This window comes from Clostridiisalibacter paucivorans DSM 22131, from assembly GCF_000620125.1.
Taxonomy (GTDB): domain Bacteria; phylum Bacillota; class Clostridia; order Tissierellales; family Clostridiisalibacteraceae; genus Clostridiisalibacter; species Clostridiisalibacter paucivorans.
The window spans coordinates 76,857-94,234 of record NZ_JHVL01000008.1 but is presented as its reverse complement, the minus strand read 5'-3'; the positions used below and the strand labels follow the sequence as shown (position 1 = coordinate 94,234).

Here is a 17,378-nt window from a genome sequence, read left to right as displayed (position 1 = left end):
TTTTTTCAATGCCTTTCTAGTTGCTGGCACTGGTCCATATCCCATTATTGCTGGATCTAATGCTGCTGAACCATATCCCTTGATTGTTGCCAATGGCTTAATGCCCAATTCATCTGCCTTTTCTTTAGACATTACTATCAATGCTGCTGCTCCATCATTTATTCCTGATGCATTTCCTGCTGTTACTGTTCCACCCTTTTTAAATGCTGGTCTCAATTTTCCTAGTTTTTCTATTGTTGATCCAAATTTAGGATGCTCATCTGTATCTACTAGTATTGGATCTCCCTTTCTCTGTGGTACTTCTACTGGTACTATTTCATCTTTAAATCTGCCTTCTTTTATGGCCTTTTCTGCTCTCAATTGGCTTGTCAATGAAAACTCATCTTGGGCTTCCCTTGTTATATTCCATCTCTCTGCTATATTTTCTGCTGTTATTCCCATATGATATTCATTGAATATATCCCACAATCCATCATGTACCATATAGTCTACTACCTTGCCATCTCCCATTCTCTGTCCCCATCTTTCATTGGGCAACAAATATGGAGCCATGCTCATATTTTCTGTTCCTCCAGTCAATATTATATCTGCATCTCCCAATGCTATAAATTGGGCTGCCATACTCACTGTTCTAAGTCCTGAACCACATACTTTATTTATTGTAATTGCTGGTGTCTCCTGAGGTAATCCTGCCCCTATAGTCACCTGTCTTGCTGTATTTTGTCCTATTCCTGCTTGAAGTACATTCCCAAATAACACTTCTTCTATCATCTCTGGCTTTATTCCTGCTCTTTCTATCGCTGCCTTTGCTGCTACAATACCTAATTTTACTGCATCTACATTTTTAAATGCTCCACCATATGTTCCTATTGGTGTCCTTGCTGCACTTGCAATTACTACTTCTCTCATCAATACAACCTCCTTTTAAATTATATTTATTATCGTCTAAAAGACGATATTCACAATTTATGTAATAGTTGTTTTGCTAATTTTGTCAATTTTATGAGTATTCTGTCTAAATTCTTTGTTTTTAACCCCCTTTACTGTAGCAGTAAAGAGGGTTTTTTTGCCTTTATAAAAACATAAGACCTAATGCTATTATGATTCCTGTATAGATCAAGTCGATAACACAGAATCCCATTATATCTCTAGCACCTAATCCTGCTATACCTAATGCTGGTAACGCCCAGAAAGGTTGGATCATATTGGTCCAAGCATCTCCCCATGCTATAGACATACCTGTTTTGGCTGTAGACACACCCAACGCATTTCCTGCAGGCATCATTATTGGTGCCTGTACTGCCCATTGTCCTCCACCTGATGGTACGAAGAAGTTTACTATACCTGCACTCAAGAATGTAAACAGTGGGAATGTTGTAGGTGTAGATATGTTTACAAATCCTTCAGATATTACTCCTGCAAAAGATGATCCTGTTTCAGGATTGACACCAACCATCATTCCCATTATCCCTGCATAGAATGGGAATTGAAGAATTATACCTGATGCACCTTTAGTTGCTTCTGCAACTGCACCTATATATCTCTTTGGTGTTCCATGAAGTATTATACCTGCAAATAAGAATAAGAAGTTTACTATATTGAGGTTAAGAGCAAATCCATTTTTGGCAAAATAGAATACTGCAAATGCTATACCCATTATACCTATAAGTATTGATAAAACTGGACTGTTTTCCATCTTATCTGCTGGAGTTGGATTTTCTATATTAGGTTCAAGATTTTCATCTTCTAAGAGTTCAGGATCTACTGCTATAGCTTCATCTTCCGATGGATGCATTGCCTTATTTAACAAAGGCATAGTAATTAATATAATTCCACTGATAATCAAGTTAAAAGGTGAAAATATTGTAAGAGATGTTGATACAGGTTCAGTCACTGCATTATTAGTAGCCTTAGCCAAGTCTGCACCTGCTGTAGCTAATTTTAGTGGTATAGAACCAGATATACCAGCATGCCATACCACGAAACCAGAGTAAGCCGATGCTATAAGCAATCTATAGTCCACATTTTTTACCCTCTTAGCTAACTGTCTTGCATAAAGGGCACCTATTACTAGGCCAAATCCCCAGTTAATCCAACAAGCTATTATACTTATAAATGTAACTGCCAATATAGCTTGAGATGGAGTTTTGGCTATTTTAGCCAAATTAGCTAAAAATCTTTTGATTATAGGTGCATTAGCTAATGCATGACCTGTAACTAGTACTAATACCATTTGCATAGAAAATGCTAATAAGTTCCAAAATCCGTTACCCCAATGAAGTACCATATCCTTTGGTCCCTGCCCTGTAACTACCATTCCAAGTATAAAAACTATGAAATTAAGTATCACTGCAAATAGGAATGGATCTGGTAAATACTTTTGTACAATAGTTACGCAACCCTTTGTGAATTTTTTAAACATTTGTTCTACCTCCTTTTTTTACTATGTTTTTTATAAAATGGAAATAATGTTTAGTCTCCACCTATTATTTTAAGAAATAATAGGTGAAGACTTTTATTTTATTGTACTAAACTTCCATCTTCTTTAAGTCTTTAGCTACTAGAATGTCCGCCTCTGTAGCAGCCTTTATATCTTCCACTGTAACTTCAGGTCCGATCTCTGTTAACAACAATCCCTTATCTGTTACTTCCATTACTCCCATTTCTGTTATTATCATATCTACCTGTCCAGCAGCTGTTAAAGGCAGTTTGCACTCTTTTAATATCTTAGGATTTCCTTTAGCTGTATGGGTCATCGCCACTATAACCTTCTTTGCTCCTACTACCAAGTCCATGGCTCCTCCCATTCCTGGTACCATCTTTCCTGGTATCATCCAGTTGGCCAAATTTCCTTTTTCATCTACCTGTAACGCTCCTAATACTGTGGCGTCCACATGTCCTCCTCTTATTATTCCAAAGGACTCTGCACTGTCAAAAAATGCTCCTCCAGCCTTTATTGTTACTGGTAATCCCCCTGCATTTACTAAATCTTTGTCTTCTTTTCCTTCCTCTGGTGCTGGTCCCAATCCTACAAATCCATTCTCAGATTGAAACGTCACATCCATTCCCTCTGGAATATAATTAGCTACCATAGTAGGAAGTCCTATACCTAGGTTTACCACATCTCCGTCCTTTAATTCCTTGGCAACTCTCCTTGCTATAAGCTCTTTTACATTCATTATTTTCCACCCCCTACTATGTAGTCAACATACACTGAAGGAGTCATTACATCATTAGGGTTTATATCTCCTATCTCCACTAATTCTTCCGCCTCAACTATTACTACATCTGCTGCCGTAGCCATAACTGGGTTAAAGTTTTTAGTGGCTTTATTGTAGTATATATTTCCCTTTTTATCTACTTTGGAACCTCCAATTAATGCAATATCTGCCTTCAATGGCAATTCAAGTATATATGTTGTACCATCTATATCCATCTTTTCTTTGCCTTCTTCAACTATAGTTCCAACACCTGTTGGAGTAAGAAAACCACCAAGTCCTGACCCGCCTGAACGAATCCTTTCTGCAAGGGTCCCCTGGGGTACAAGCTCCACTTCTGTTTCTTTTTCGTTCATCTGTCTTCCAGTCTCTTTGTTGGTACCTATATGGGAAGCTATAACCTTTTTTACCTGTTTATTGACTACCAATTTACCTACACCATAGTCAACATAAGCAGTATCATTTGCTATGATAGTTAAATCCTTCACACCTTTATTTACCAATGCATCTATTAATCTATGAGGGCTTCCACAACCTAGGAATCCACCAACCATTATAGTCATACCGTCCTTAATATGGTCAATGGCTTTGTCAATAGTAATAACTTTATCCATGTATTACACCTCCATAATAGAATCGTCAAAAATTATTTAGTATAATCGTAGAATCCTTTACCAGTCTTTCTACCTAATAGTCCTCCTCTTACCATCTTTCTTAGTAGTGGATGAGGTCTATACTTAGTATCTCCAAATTCGTTATAAAGTACTTCCATTATTGCTAAGTTAACATCATTTCCTATAAGATCTGCCAACGCCAATGGTCCTATTGGATGGTTTGCACCTAATTTCATAGCTGTGTCTATATCTTCTGCTGTAGCTACTCCATCTGCCAATATACCCACTGCTTCATTTATCATTGGTATAAGTATTCTATTAACTACAAATCCTGGAGCCTCTTCTACTTCTACTGGACTCTTTCCTAAATCTTTTGATAATTCTACTATGGTATCCTTTGTTTCATCTGATGTTGCTATACCCTTTATTACTTCTACCAATTTCATAACTGGTACTGGATTAAAGAAATGCATTCCTATTACTTTGTCTGGTCTATTGGTAGCACTGGCTATTTCTGTTATTGATAATGAAGATGTATTTGATGCTAATATAGCTTTTTTATTACATACTTCGTCTAGTTCTGCAAATATTTTCTTTTTAATATCCATATTTTCTACTGCCGCTTCTACAACTAAGTCTACATCCTTGGCATCTTTTAATTCTGTTGTTGTGGTTACATTTCCTAAGATATCGTTCTTTTGATCTTCTGTCATTTTTTCTTTTTTTACTAATCTTCCTAAATTTTTAGAGATTACTGCTAATCCCTTATCAATATACTTTTGGTCCAAATCTCTTAGTATAACTTGATGACCTTTTTGAGCAAATGCTTGAGCAATACCTGAACCCATAGTTCCTGCACCTAATACGCATACCTTCATACTTAACTACCTCCTCATTAATATGGTGTTCGAATTGTAAATATAAAAAAACCTTAACCTTAAATCTTAACCTTAAAACCTTAACCTTAAAACCTTAAAAATATATGTGAGAGAATAAATCTTTGAAACCTTTTATAAAAATTTATAGTAAGTGAGAAACCAACTATATATACAATTACCTATTTATTTTTGAAATCTGGCTTTCTTTTTTCTACAAATGCAGTCATACCTTCTTTTTGATCTTCAGTTGCAAAACATAGACCAAATATATCTTTTTCTATTGCCATTCCTGTCTCTATATCTGTTTCTATTCCTCTGTTAATTGCAGTCTTTGCATATTTAACTGCGATTGGTCCCTTAGCAGCAATTTTCTTTGCCATATTCATAGCTTCATTCATAAGTTCTTCATGAGGAACAACTTTATTTACTAGACCTATTTTTTCTGCTTCACTGCCACCTACCATATCAGCAGTAAATATTAATTCTTTTGCCTTTCCAAGCCCTACTAATCTAGGCAATCTTTGAGTACCTGCAAATCCAGGCGTAATACCTAGACCTACCTCTGGTTGTCCGAACTTAGCCTTTTCACTAGCTATTCTAATATCACATGACATAGAAAGTTCACAACCTCCACCTAGAGCAAATCCATTTACAGCTGCTATTACTGGCTTCTCCATCAATTCAATCTTTCTGAAAACATTTGCCCCTAATTCTCCAAAAATTCTTCCTTCTTCTGCATTCTTTTCCTTCATTTCAACTATATCTGCTCCAGCAACAAAGGCCTTGCCCTCACCTGTTAAAATTATAACGGAGATTTCATCATCTGCCGCTATTTCGTCTAAAGCCTTGTCTAATTCCTTCAAAACCGCTGTATTTAGAGCATTTAACGATTTTGGATTGTTGATACTTAAAACACATACATTTTCTTCCTTTTTTAATAAAAGGTTGTCATAATTCATAATCTTATCCCTCCTAAATTATATACAATATACAATTCTAAAACCTTTCCCTTATATGTATTGCAAAAGATATGCCATCAAAAAAATCTTCTACCAAAGTTTGGGTTTATACCTATTCATTGAATTATTTTTGTCAAATGTTACCTGAAATAATGTATTGTTTTCGTACATTATTTATTTGATTTTGAATGATAATCATCTTCAAATCCTTGTATATATGAGCTTTATTGTGCGTGTCCGTATTTCAATACATGTGTACTGTGTCCTAAACACTCTTTGATATTTTTTTATCAATAAAATAAGTTTGTCTAAAAATTTTATTTGTTTAACCCTATATTTTTGATATACCCATATCGACCATATTATTATCATTTATTTTTAAAGGGCCAGATTTTTTTATCTGACCCTTTAAAAACTTTATGTTTTATTGTTATTGTTTCCATTATTAAGAGATGATAATAAACATAAATTAATCTAAATCCAATGCCTTTTTGATTATCTTTTTGTATTTTTTACCTGGTCTAACTCCATATAATATTTCACTGAATCTATTTTCTGGGATACCATATTTTCTACAAAACTCTCTCTGAGACATATTTTTATCTATCAATTGTTTTTTTACTTCTACACCTAAATCAGTTAATTTCCTTGAATAATTCATAAATTACCTCCATTAACTTTTAAAGTTTTGAAAATGAGACTTTGTTCCTATTTTTCTGTACATATTTATACAGTTTTTGATATATTATGTATACGTGGAAATCTTCCTCATACTATAATATATTGGTATGCCGATATTGTCAAGTTATGATAATATATCTAAATACGTTAATTAATGGTCATTGTATCATTTATTGGGGTATTAGATATATGTTGTATATACAAATTGAAAGGAGTGTTCAAGATGAACTCTATAGGAAGTAGATTTAAATTTTTAAGGAAGTCGAAGGCATTGACTCAATGGGAGTTTGCAAAGTCTGTAGGTATATCCCAGGGCACATTAAGTGATATTGAAAAGAACAAGTATAAACCATCTGTAGATACTATTTTATCCGTTAGTCAATATTTCAATGTATCTACCGACTGGATTCTTACTGGCAATATGACAAAACATGAATCTTTTGCATTTATGTCAAAAGACAATGGGATAGATTGTAAATCAAATAATATGGACAAGTCTATTACATATTTTTTAAATCAATTGTCAGAAAAAGATAAAGACGAGATTTGCTTTTTAACTTTATTCAAATATTTGAATAGTCAAAACTCATAGGGAAATTTTTCCCAATATAAAAAGACCTTTCTAAAATTCATAAGAAAGGTCTTTTTTATGCTGTTTGTTTTATTATCTTTTCTTTCTGATATCTATCTATTTCCATAATTACTTCCTGCCAATTAAAAACCCTTGTTATTCCTGGAATAACAGGCATTCTATTGTATCTACAGTCCATCAAAAGCACTTCAAATCCAGCTGTAGCTAATTGTATAGCATTTTCATATCTGTCTTCTATAAAGATATCACAATTTAATTCTTTTGCCTTCTCTACTTTATAATGACTACCTAATAAGAATAATTCTCCTTTGGGCAAATTTTCTTTTATAAACCATTTTCTTGTAACATTCTCCATATTTTTTTGCCTAGCTGTCACATAATATAAATTATGCATTATATTGATTGTATCTAACCCATATTTAGCATATATTCTAGGACTAGCTTCGAGATGCAATTTTTCCCCATGCCTCTGATAAAACTCTAAATATGACTCCCTAGATACTCCCAATACCTCATGTATCTCATATTTTGTTACATCTTTTTCAGTTATTTTTGTTTTGAAGTACTTATTAGCATCTTCTACCCATGTATATGGTGCTGTTATAGTTCCATCAATATCTACGCATATATTTAATTTATTCACTCCTATCGCCTCCTTCTATGTTTTCACTTTAAATGATATATTAAATTTGTTAAGTCAATATTATAGTGATATTAATTTCTGGTAAAACTAACAAAAGGTCTGTGAGTTGCCCCATCAGACCTTTTATTATTATAATCCCAATGCACTATCTATAGCTGGCTTGTCAAACCCTATAATTATCTTTCCATTAATGTCTAATACAGGCACTCCTCTTTGACCAGACTTTCTTATCATATCCATTGCTGCATTTCTATCCTCTGCTACATTATAATTAGTATAGTCTATATTATTTTGATTAAGATATGATTTAGCCTTATCACACCATGGACATGTTGGGGTTGAATATACTGATACATTCATTTGATCCTCTCCTTTATTAATTTTCTTATATTTATTATACCCTACAGGGGTATGTTAAATCAATATTTTTTTATTATTTTTTTAATTTCTGTAAATATGTTTTTGTTCTTATGCCTGCTGTGGAGCCCTGACCTACTGCTGTAGCCACTTGTGTAATACCTCCTGTACAATCTCCTGCAGCAAAAATACCTGGTATATTGGTCTGTTGGTTATCATCTACCAATATATTTTGATTATCAATAGTTATTCCTAATTTTCTTGCAAAATCCACGGAAGAAGCTGTGCCATATGCCACAAAAATACCATCTATTTCCTCTTCTGATCCATCTTCAAATGATATTTTTTCTAGATAATCGTTTCCTTCTAATACCCCTATCCTCTTTTTATTTATGTTAATATCTTTAGATTTTAACTCATCTAAATTTTCTTTTTTCATTTCTATGTCTTTACCATTAGTAAATAAAGTTATATCTTTAGTTATGGATTCTAACTCCAGTATTTCATGATATGCATAATCATTGTACCCAATTACACCAACCTTTGTATCCTTATAAAAAAAGCCATCACAGGCTACACAATAATGCACTCCCTTTGCTTCATATTTATTGATTCCAGGGATATCTATTTTTATTTTAGGCTTTCCCGTAGCTATAATAACAGATTTTGATTTGTATTCTTTAGTATCTGTAGTTATTACAAATTCACTTTCTTTTTTAATATCCAATACTTCCTCTTCCACTATATCTACACCTACATCCAATGCCTGTTTTATACCTTTGTGTATTAGCTCTTTTCCCGTTTGTTCCTCAGCACAACAAAAATTAGATATATACGCCTTTTCAAGGGCTTCACTATCCTTCCCTATTATCAGTGTTTTTAGATTTCCTCTTCCAGTATATATTGATGATGATAAACCAGCTGGACCCTTTCCTATTATTATTACATCATACATATTTTTCCCTCCTAATATATAATACTAATTTATATTATACCCCATATAGGTATATTGTGAACAAAAAATTAGTATTATATTAAAAATTCTAGATTTTTTAATATAATACTATAGTACCCCAATTACTTAGTACCTATTTCATCAATCTTTTAAATTCATCATTGGATACAGGTGGACTAAAATAATACCCCTGTATGCTATAACATCGCTGATCTTTTAAAAATTTAAGTTGCTTTATAGTCTCTACCCCCTCTGCCGTTACTGATATATTTAAATTTTCACCTATATCTATTATGGTAGAAACTATTGTCTTGTCGCTTTTATCGTTATCCAAGTCTTTCACAAATGATTGATCTATTTTCATGGTATCAAAAGGCAATTTGTGAAGATAACTCAATGAAGAATATCCTGTTCCAAAATCATCTAATGCAATGCTAATCCCCATTTCTTTTAATTTGTTTAACACCTCAATAGTATAATCCAAATTCCCTATAAATACACTCTCTGTTATCTCTAGTTCTAAATATTTTGGATCTAATTTAGTTTCTTCTATTATTGAAAAAACAGTATTTACAAAATTGGGTTCTTGCATTTGTACTGGGGAAATATTTACTGAAACGTATATGGGGTCATATCCTTCATCTTGAAGCTCTTTATTTCTCATACAAGCCTCAGTCAGTATCCAGTTACCCAACTCTACTATAAATCCATTTTCTTCCGCCAAAGGTATAAACTCTGCCGGAGATACTATGCCTCTGGAAGGATGTTTCCACCTGACCAATGCCTCCATTCCAACAATCCGTTTTGTATTTATATCTATAATGGGTTGATATCTTAGGAAAAATTCATTGTTTTTCAAGCCATTTCTCATATTATTTTCTAAATTCATTTGTTCTATCAATTCTTTATCCATAGATTCTACATAAAATTCTAATCTGCCGCCGCCCTTTTCCTTTGCCTTATGCATAGCCATATTAGCATTTTTAAGAATCACATTTGCATCCTCTTCACCTTCAGAGTAAAATGCTATACCTATACTGGCTGTTATATACAGATTATATTTATTTATAATCCATGGTATATTTATCTTATTTAATATTTTATCAGCCAACGATGACACATATTGCTCATTTTCTATATTGTGTAATATTATTGCAAATTCATCGCCACCTATTCTACATATATCATATTCATCTTTTATTATTTTATTTAATTGTGATGACACCCTTTTTAATAGCTTATCTCCTATATTATGTCCCAAGGTATCATTGACTTGTTTAAATTTATCTAGCCCTATAACTATCACAGCCAATTGACTATCATTTATTGTATTATTACTTATTATATGGGACAACCTTTTTATAAGAAAATTCATATTATACATACCTGTAAGCTCGTCATTATAGGTCATATACTCAATAGTATCCATCATCTTATTGAATCCTTTACTGGCCTGGCCTATCTCGTCATTGGTTTCTATATTGGCTCTAGCGGTCAAATCTCCTTCTGATGCCTTATCAAACACCTTTTTTAAATTCTCTATAGGTCTTGATATCTTTCTAGATAAAATAAATGCCAGAACTACTCCTATGACTATACCTATGAAACCTATAAAAATGAGTTTTCTACTTGCTTTATTTACAGGACTCATAAAATAAGATTTAGGTATCTTGGCTATCACTTTCCATCCATCTGTATTTGGTATCTCTGAAAAATAATAAATTTTATCAGTTTCTTTAGAATTCCTTCCGATTACACCCTCTTTATTAACTAAAATATCTGTAAACTCATTATTAGTTTCTACTCCCAACGATTGTTCATTGATATTGGTAGTCATAATCATGGATTTATCTTTATGGGTTATCATAAACCCTTCTTTATTTATTATAAAAAATTCAAAAGAGGGATTATTAGTATTGAACCTCTCTATAAAATCGTATAACCTTATTAAATTTATAGTTCCTCCAACTAATCCTATAATTTCGTCATTATTATCCTTTATAGGTGATGCAACCACTATTACCCGTTGATTACCTGTTTTAGATATCAATGGTTCTGAAACTACAGTACTGCCCTCCATAATTTTTTTAAAATATTCCCTACCAAATATACTTCCTGACAAACCTTCTGTGACAGTATGATATTTTCCATTTTTATCTGCTATAAATAAAAAATTGTATACACTCTTATTTTCATCTGTCTCTCTCTTCAAATAAGGATATATATCTCTCCAATCCATAGTTTTCATGATTGGAATATTTGAGTATACATTCATTTCCGTCTTTCTTTCTTGAATCCAATTGCCAATAGTATCTGAATATCCTTTTATATTCCTTTGCCAATTTTCATTTATTAAAGAATTCAGATTACTTACAGATAACATATTTGATATGACTATCATAGTTAAAGTTACCATAGTCGTTATAATTAATGCCAATATAATTATTTTAGTTTTTATGCTTTTTATCCTAGTATGCGACATTTTTAGACACTCCATTATGTTATATAACTTGATAAATATTTGTCCATTACTACATCCATATAATATATTATTTATCTAAAGTTATATTCGACTTAAAAGCATAAATTCCTTCTTAATTTTCCATATTATATAAATAAAACCGATATTTTATTCTTTTGTGGATAATTATTCCTATAAAGCCCTATTTTAAATAAGATAATTATCAATCTATGATACAAGTTTTCGTGGAAATCCTGGAAATCTGGGGTTATTAGGGTCAAAGTCTGACATAATATATTTATATATTATATCGGATACAGAGATATCCAATTGTTTTAATCCTTCATTTCCAAATAACACGTTAAATTCAAGGATATAGTATTTATTTTCTACTTTCACCACATCAAACCCTGCATGATTTATGCCCAGTTTATTTGCCACATCATCAACTAATTTTATTGCTTCTTCAGGTATATCCTCAAAGGAAAATGTAGCACCCTTAGCTATATTATTATGAAATACACCTTCTCTTCCTATTCTCCAGTAAGCCCCAATAACTTTATTACCCACATATACAACTCTTAAATCTCTATCTATTGGCAATTTTTCTTGTATATATAAAGTGTCATTATTGTTAACATATGTCTTTAATTCTTTTCTATTATTTATCAAAAAAACGCCCTGTCCCATGGAGTTTTTTACTTCTTTAGCCACACATGGATATCCCATATCTTCTTCCAATTTATTTACACTATCACCAGTTTTCCCACTAATTATAGTATATGGGACATGTTCTGGAAATGTTGCCAAAAGAGCCCTAGTCATCTCTATCTTGTTATGACCCAAATGAAAAGTATTTATATTTGGAAATATTTTTTTATTCAATCCATAAACTAAAAAGTTTACTTGCCAGTATTGGGGGAATAAAATATAATCTGCCTCTTTTATATCTTCTATATTTGCAAACACATTCTCTGGTTTTATATATTTAACACCATTTATACCTATAGTCCTAAAAGGATCAAAAGTTATAATATTCATTTCTTACCTTCTTTCATCTAAGTCTAATATTCTAGCCTTTACTATGGCTAAATCATCCTCTCTCATATTATAATTAAAATTTGATAGTCCTTCTTCTATAGAACTTATTATGTCATATTTAAAATTATTCTTTACTATTTTCAATAGTCTTTCAAACCCAAATACTTCTCCTTTAGGATTCTTAGCTTCTATTATTCCATCAGTATAAAAAAGTATCTTATCATCTTTATCTATATCAATAGTCTTTGACACATAATCTATATTATCAAAAAGATAGGTAATAGGATAACCTCTTAATTCTAAAGGAATTATATTATCTTCTCTTATTAGTAATGGAATGGAATTATGTCCTCCATTTACATATACAAATTGTTTATTTTTTTTATCTATTATTCCATAAAATATTGTGAAATATTGGTCATCATCTAATTTGAGATTCAAAAACATCTTGTGTAACTTTTTCAGAGCCATTTCAGGTTTGATAATTTTATCCTTTATAGCTCTCATAGACTGCCTTATAAACATGGTCATCATGGATGCCGTTACTCCATGGCCCATTACATCACTAATATATATACCTGTATATCTTTCATCTATATTGAACACATCAAAAATGTCTCCACTTAAGGCCTCTGATGGTTTATACATATAATCTATATATACTGAACCATAGTTTCCCCTCTCAGGAAGTATCTTTTTTTGTAATCTTCTGGAAAATTCAAGGTCCTTTCTCATCTTTTTATTCTTCTTTAACACCTCAGATTCTAATTTCCTTTCTCTAGTAACATCTCTAAAAACTTCTACAGCAGCATATATATTTCCATCTAAATCTTTAACTGGTGAACTCTTTACTGAATATATTTTATCTCCTACAATCTCTTCTTTTTCACTTATTACACCTGTACTCATGGTAGTTTCTGTTATACATCTATCACAGGGCTTATCCTTCCCTAAGCATTTAAAACATTTCTGTCCTATTACTTCTATCCCAAGCTCTTGAATCATAGGCTTATTGGCATATATTACGACTGAATTTTTGTCGATTACTCTAACCCAGTCAGCCATTCCATCCAATATATCATATGCTAGCCTCTTGTGAACTTTTAGATTATTCTTTGAAGAAATAATAATGTCTTTTAGCATATTTTCCCCCTTATTCTATATAAAGAGATACGGGCATTTATATACTCTTTTTTATAGTATTATATCACAGCATAATATTTTTTTACATATTTTTGTATGTTTTAAACTTTAATTTAACATATAAACAAAAAAAGCCCTAAATCTCATGGATTTTAGAGCTTTCCTTTATTCATATGTTGTTTTCTCTATATCTATTTTTTATCAAAAACTACTTCTTCATAACACTCTTCTACATATCTAGCCACAGTATATAGTACATCGGATAATCTATTTACATATTTTATAACCATGGGATCTATCCTTGCTATTTTAGATAAAGTTATTATTCTTCTTTCGGCCCTCCTACATATAGTTCTAGCTAAATGTAGAAAACCTGATGCCTTTCCACATCCTGGTATTATAAAGTGATCTGGTTTTTTAAATTTTTCTAATAACTTGTCTATATATTTTTCTAATTTTTCCACATCTTCTTCTACTATTTTAACTTTAAGCTTAGTCTCATCTTCTGTGGCCAACTGGGCTGCAACATCAAATAATTTTCTCTGAACAGAATTCAAAAAATCATATACTTCTTTGTCCTCTATAAAGTTCTTTGCCAATCCTATGGCAGAATTTAATTCATCTATAGTACCATAACTTTCTACTCTAGCACTGTCTTTAGATACCCTTTTATTATCATAAAGACTAGTTTCCCCTTTATCTCCAGTTTTTGTGTAAATAATCATATTCCTCTACCCCCTACTATATTTTTAATGCCCGTCATAAACCTTATACCCTTGTATCCAGATAATTAAACATCACTCTTACATTTACTACAGTACCCATATACTTCAAATTTATGCTCAGTGGCCTCAAATCCTTTATCATCCAATATATGTTCTATATTTTCAAAGGGACAAAAGTCTATTATTTCTGTCTTTCCGCATTTTTTACATATAATATGGTGATGATGTTCTCGATGACATATCAACTCATATACAGATATCCCATCCTCTATATTTGTCTTGTGTATTATCCCTAATCTCTCCAATATCTCCAAGTTTCTATATACAGTAGAAAAATTAGTAGTGTTAAATTTTTCTTTAGTTTTATTGTATATATCTTCTGCTGATATAAATCTCTGTACATTTTCATATAATACTTGTAATATGGCCCTTCTCTGTTTAGTTGTTTTATATCCGTTGTCTTTAAGCTTTTGTTCCAAATCTTTAAATCCAATCAATATTATCACTCCAGTTTTTTAGTTCATAGTCTATAAACTCTAGTAAGCAAACTCTGTATTATTAATTTTTTCAAGCTTTCCATCTTTCTAACTTTTTGCTTCCCAATACTATCAACAATAAAAGCACCGATACCAATACTATGGTTCCTCCTGATGCCAATTCCAGATAATAGGATATTATTATGCCTGATATCACTGAAATCTGTGCAAATATTACTGCTAAAATCATAGCTTTTTTAAAACTTTTGGCTATTTGTATACTGGTAGCTACAGGTATTACCATAAGGGATGAAACTAATAATACCCCCACCACCCTCATAGATAATGTTATTGTTACAGCCACCACTATCATAAATATTAAGTTGAGATGTCTTACAGGTACTCCTGAAACTTTAGCTCCAACTTCATCAAATGCTATATAAAATAACTGTCTATAAGTTATCATTATAAATAATATTATGGCTATCCCCAATAAGACTATTAATCTTAAGTCATTGGGTAGTACCGTGGTTATATTGCCAAATAAATAGCCAAAGATATCTATGTTTATGGATTTAGCCAAACTTATCAGTACTACTGCTAACCCTAATCCTGTAGATAATATTATGGCTATGGAAAGTTCTGCATACTTTTCATATTTTTTTCTTAATCCCTCTATTCCTAGGGCTGCTATTGCTGACACCAATAATGCCATAACTGTAGGAGAAGCCCCTGTTATTATACCAATTGCAACTCCCGACAATGCCACATGGGACAGACTATCTCCTATAAGGGACATCCTTCTCAATACTACAAATATGCCGATGGTGGGACAAAGGATCCCAATCATGATACCTGATAATAATGCCCTCTGCATAAATTCATGTTGTAACCATTCCATTGTCATTCTCCTTTTCTTGACCATTAGATCCCTATATATTCAGAGCTAAAAATTACTTTTCCCGTACATCTTATTTATAATTTCTATCATATTCTCTTTAGAAATATTTTCTTTTACGTTTACTTCTTTATTTTCAAAGTAAACTATCTTTTTTGCTCTCTTGGCTATTATACCTATATCATGGGTTACTATAATTATAGTTATATTCATATTTTTGTTTAATACATCCAGTAAATCATAAAATTTAGTCTGTGATTCAATATCTACACCTACAGTGGGTTCATCAAGTATTATAATCTCTGGATTAGTAACCAATGCCCTTGCTATAAAAACTCGCTGCTGTTGTCCTCCAGATAAATTCCCTATAAGTTTATGCTTATATTCCTTTGCTCCCACTATATCTAAATATTTATCTACTTCTATATTTTTATTGGATTTCATATGTTTAAAAGGACTCACCGTGGCATATAAATTAGCAGCTACTACCTCATAAACAGTGGCAGGAAAACTACCATTAAAGCTATTTGCCTTTTGAGACACATATCCTATTTTATTCCATCTATTAAACTTCTTTAAATCTTGTCCTAAAATTTTTATATTACCTTTCTGTGGACTAAGAAGGTTTAACATGAGCTTTATCAATGTACTCTTTCCACATCCATTAGGCCCAACAATGCCTAAGTAATCACCTTCTTTTATATCTATATTTACATTATTTAGTACTTGATTATTTTCATATTTAAAGCTTAAATTTTCTATATTTATTACATCTTTCATATTTTATTCTCCCAATGCCTTTATTATTTTTTCTAAGTTCTGTTCCATTACAGATATATAATCTGACGATTCCATTTGTTCAGGAGATAGTCCTCCCAATGTATCCAAAGTCATAACCTCTACACCTGTATCTTCAGCCAAAACCTTAGATATTCTATCATTTGATAAAGACTCTAAGAAGATATATTTGATGCCTTTTTCTTTAATCATATCTGATATTTCAGCCATTTTAGATGGAGTAGGCTCCTCCTGTGGAGTTATACCCTTAATTGGGATTTGAACTAGTTCATATCTATTTGCTAAATATCCAAAGGCCGCATGGGATACTACTAGCTCTTTTCTAGGACTATTGGATATAGCTTCTCTATATTGACTGTCTAGCTCTTTCATATCAGTTACAAATTTCTGATAATTTTCATCATAATATGACTTATTAGTTCCATCAATTTTTATCAATGCATTCTTGATATTCTCTCCTTGTTTTATAGCATTAATAGGGTCCAACCATATATGGGGATCGTATTTGCCATGATTATCACCTTCATGATGTTCTCCACTATCCATCAATAAGTCTATACCTTTTGATGAATTTATAAAATGTATCTGTTCATCATCTATAGCTCCTTTTACCCTTTCAATCCAAGATTCCATACCACCACCATTATATATGATGATATCTGACTCCTTCATCCTTACTAATAGTTTAGCTGTTGGTTCCCAATCATGGGGTTCTGCCCCTGGGGGCACTATAAGATTTACATTGACCCTCTCTCCCCCTATTTTAGTTACAAAATCGTATAGGGGGTATATACTGGCATAAACTTCTATCTTGCCATCTTCTTGAGACTTGTTGTCTACTTCTTTTGCACATCCTGTTATTGTCAATATTAATATTAAAAATACAGAGCCTATCGTTAATATCTTTTTTTTCTTCATAATTTTCCTCCTCATGTAAAT

General features: G+C 32.0%; 19 protein-coding genes. 1 reads left to right on the top strand and 18 read right to left on the bottom strand.

What is annotated here, in order from left to right; genetic code table 11:
- The 7 genes from Q326_RS0105370 to Q326_RS0105340 form a co-directional block, all read right to left on the bottom strand.
- The coding region (locus tag Q326_RS0105370; protein ID WP_250160309.1) for an acetyl-CoA C-acetyltransferase at window positions 1-912 on the bottom strand (912 nt) is incomplete at its 3' end.
- Window positions 913-1,072: 160 nt separating this feature from the next.
- On the bottom strand, window positions 1,073-2,422 hold the full coding sequence (locus Q326_RS0105365) for a short-chain fatty acid transporter (RefSeq protein WP_026894431.1): 1,350 nt from the start codon (window positions 2,420-2,422) through the stop codon (window positions 1,073-1,075).
- Between the two features lie 106 nt (window positions 2,423-2,528).
- Complete coding sequence (locus Q326_RS0105360; protein ID WP_026894430.1) at window positions 2,529-3,179, bottom strand: 3-oxoacid CoA-transferase subunit B; 651 nt, start codon at window positions 3,177-3,179, stop codon at window positions 2,529-2,531.
- Window positions 3,179-3,832 (bottom strand): acetate CoA-transferase subunit alpha, encoded by a 654-nt coding sequence (gene atoD / locus Q326_RS0105355; protein WP_026894429.1) that lies wholly within the window; start codon window positions 3,830-3,832, stop codon window positions 3,179-3,181. The genes Q326_RS0105360 and atoD overlap by 1 nt, the downstream gene beginning before the upstream one ends.
- Window positions 3,833-3,864: 32 nt before the next feature.
- Window positions 3,865-4,710 carry a 3-hydroxybutyryl-CoA dehydrogenase gene (locus Q326_RS0105350; protein ID WP_026894428.1) on the bottom strand — a complete coding sequence of 282 codons (846 nt, stop codon included), beginning with the start codon at window positions 4,708-4,710 and terminating at the stop codon, window positions 3,865-3,867.
- A 179-nt stretch (window positions 4,711-4,889) separates the two neighbouring features.
- Window positions 4,890-5,669, bottom strand: a complete 780-nt coding sequence (locus Q326_RS0105345; protein ID WP_026894427.1) for a short-chain-enoyl-CoA hydratase — start codon at window positions 5,667-5,669, stop codon at window positions 4,890-4,892.
- A 469-nt stretch (window positions 5,670-6,138) separates the two neighbouring features.
- Window positions 6,139-6,330: a helix-turn-helix domain-containing protein gene (locus Q326_RS0105340; RefSeq protein WP_026894426.1), complete on the bottom strand. Its 192-nt coding sequence runs from the start codon at window positions 6,328-6,330 to the stop codon at window positions 6,139-6,141.
- A 243-nt stretch (window positions 6,331-6,573) separates the two neighbouring features.
- Between Q326_RS0105340 and Q326_RS17890 the strand changes: the two genes are divergently transcribed.
- Window positions 6,574-6,942: a helix-turn-helix transcriptional regulator gene (locus Q326_RS17890; RefSeq protein ID WP_051531192.1), complete on the top strand. Its 369-nt coding sequence runs from the start codon at window positions 6,574-6,576 to the stop codon at window positions 6,940-6,942.
- A 55-nt stretch (window positions 6,943-6,997) separates the two neighbouring features.
- Here the strand turns inward: Q326_RS17890 and Q326_RS0105330 are convergent, their stop codons facing one another.
- From Q326_RS0105330 to Q326_RS0105280, 11 genes are all read right to left on the bottom strand, one after another.
- Window positions 6,998-7,585, bottom strand: coding sequence for a 5' nucleotidase, NT5C type (locus Q326_RS0105330; protein WP_026894425.1), 588 nt, complete (start codon window positions 7,583-7,585; stop codon window positions 6,998-7,000).
- 129 nt (window positions 7,586-7,714) lie between these two features.
- Complete coding sequence (locus tag Q326_RS0105325; protein ID WP_026894424.1) at window positions 7,715-7,945, bottom strand: glutaredoxin domain-containing protein; 231 nt, start codon at window positions 7,943-7,945, stop codon at window positions 7,715-7,717.
- A 73-nt stretch (window positions 7,946-8,018) separates the two neighbouring features.
- Window positions 8,019-8,897, bottom strand: a complete 879-nt coding sequence (locus Q326_RS0105320) for an NAD(P)/FAD-dependent oxidoreductase (RefSeq protein WP_026894423.1) — start codon at window positions 8,895-8,897, stop codon at window positions 8,019-8,021.
- Window positions 8,898-9,030: 133 nt separating this feature from the next.
- Window positions 9,031-11,379, bottom strand: coding sequence for an EAL domain-containing protein (locus Q326_RS17885; RefSeq protein WP_051531190.1), 2,349 nt, complete (start codon window positions 11,377-11,379; stop codon window positions 9,031-9,033).
- A 207-nt stretch (window positions 11,380-11,586) separates the two neighbouring features.
- Window positions 11,587-12,399, bottom strand: a complete 813-nt coding sequence (locus Q326_RS0105310; RefSeq protein ID WP_026894422.1) for an ATP-grasp domain-containing protein — start codon at window positions 12,397-12,399, stop codon at window positions 11,587-11,589.
- A 3-nt stretch (window positions 12,400-12,402) separates the two neighbouring features.
- Window positions 12,403-13,542: a SpoIIE family protein phosphatase gene (locus tag Q326_RS0105305; protein WP_026894421.1), complete on the bottom strand. Its 1,140-nt coding sequence runs from the start codon at window positions 13,540-13,542 to the stop codon at window positions 12,403-12,405.
- 191 nt (window positions 13,543-13,733) lie between these two features.
- A complete protein-coding gene (locus Q326_RS0105300) occupies window positions 13,734-14,267 on the bottom strand; it encodes a cob(I)yrinic acid a,c-diamide adenosyltransferase (protein ID WP_026894420.1) in 534 nt (177 codons plus the stop codon).
- Window positions 14,268-14,332: 65 nt separating this feature from the next.
- The gene (locus tag Q326_RS0105295) at window positions 14,333-14,764 is read right to left on the bottom strand and encodes a Fur family transcriptional regulator (protein WP_026894419.1); all 432 of its coding nucleotides are present in this window, start codon (window positions 14,762-14,764) and stop codon (window positions 14,333-14,335) included.
- 70 nt (window positions 14,765-14,834) lie between these two features.
- Entirely contained in the window at window positions 14,835-15,644 is an 810-nt protein-coding gene (locus Q326_RS0105290) for a metal ABC transporter permease (RefSeq protein ID WP_026894418.1), read from the bottom strand.
- Between the two features lie 45 nt (window positions 15,645-15,689).
- Window positions 15,690-16,421, bottom strand: a complete 732-nt coding sequence (locus Q326_RS16785) for a metal ABC transporter ATP-binding protein (RefSeq protein ID WP_034601208.1) — start codon at window positions 16,419-16,421, stop codon at window positions 15,690-15,692.
- A gap of 3 nt (window positions 16,422-16,424) precedes the next feature.
- Window positions 16,425-17,357, bottom strand: coding sequence for a metal ABC transporter substrate-binding protein (locus Q326_RS0105280; protein WP_051531188.1), 933 nt, complete (start codon window positions 17,355-17,357; stop codon window positions 16,425-16,427).
- Between the last annotated feature and the right edge of the window lie 21 nt (window positions 17,358-17,378).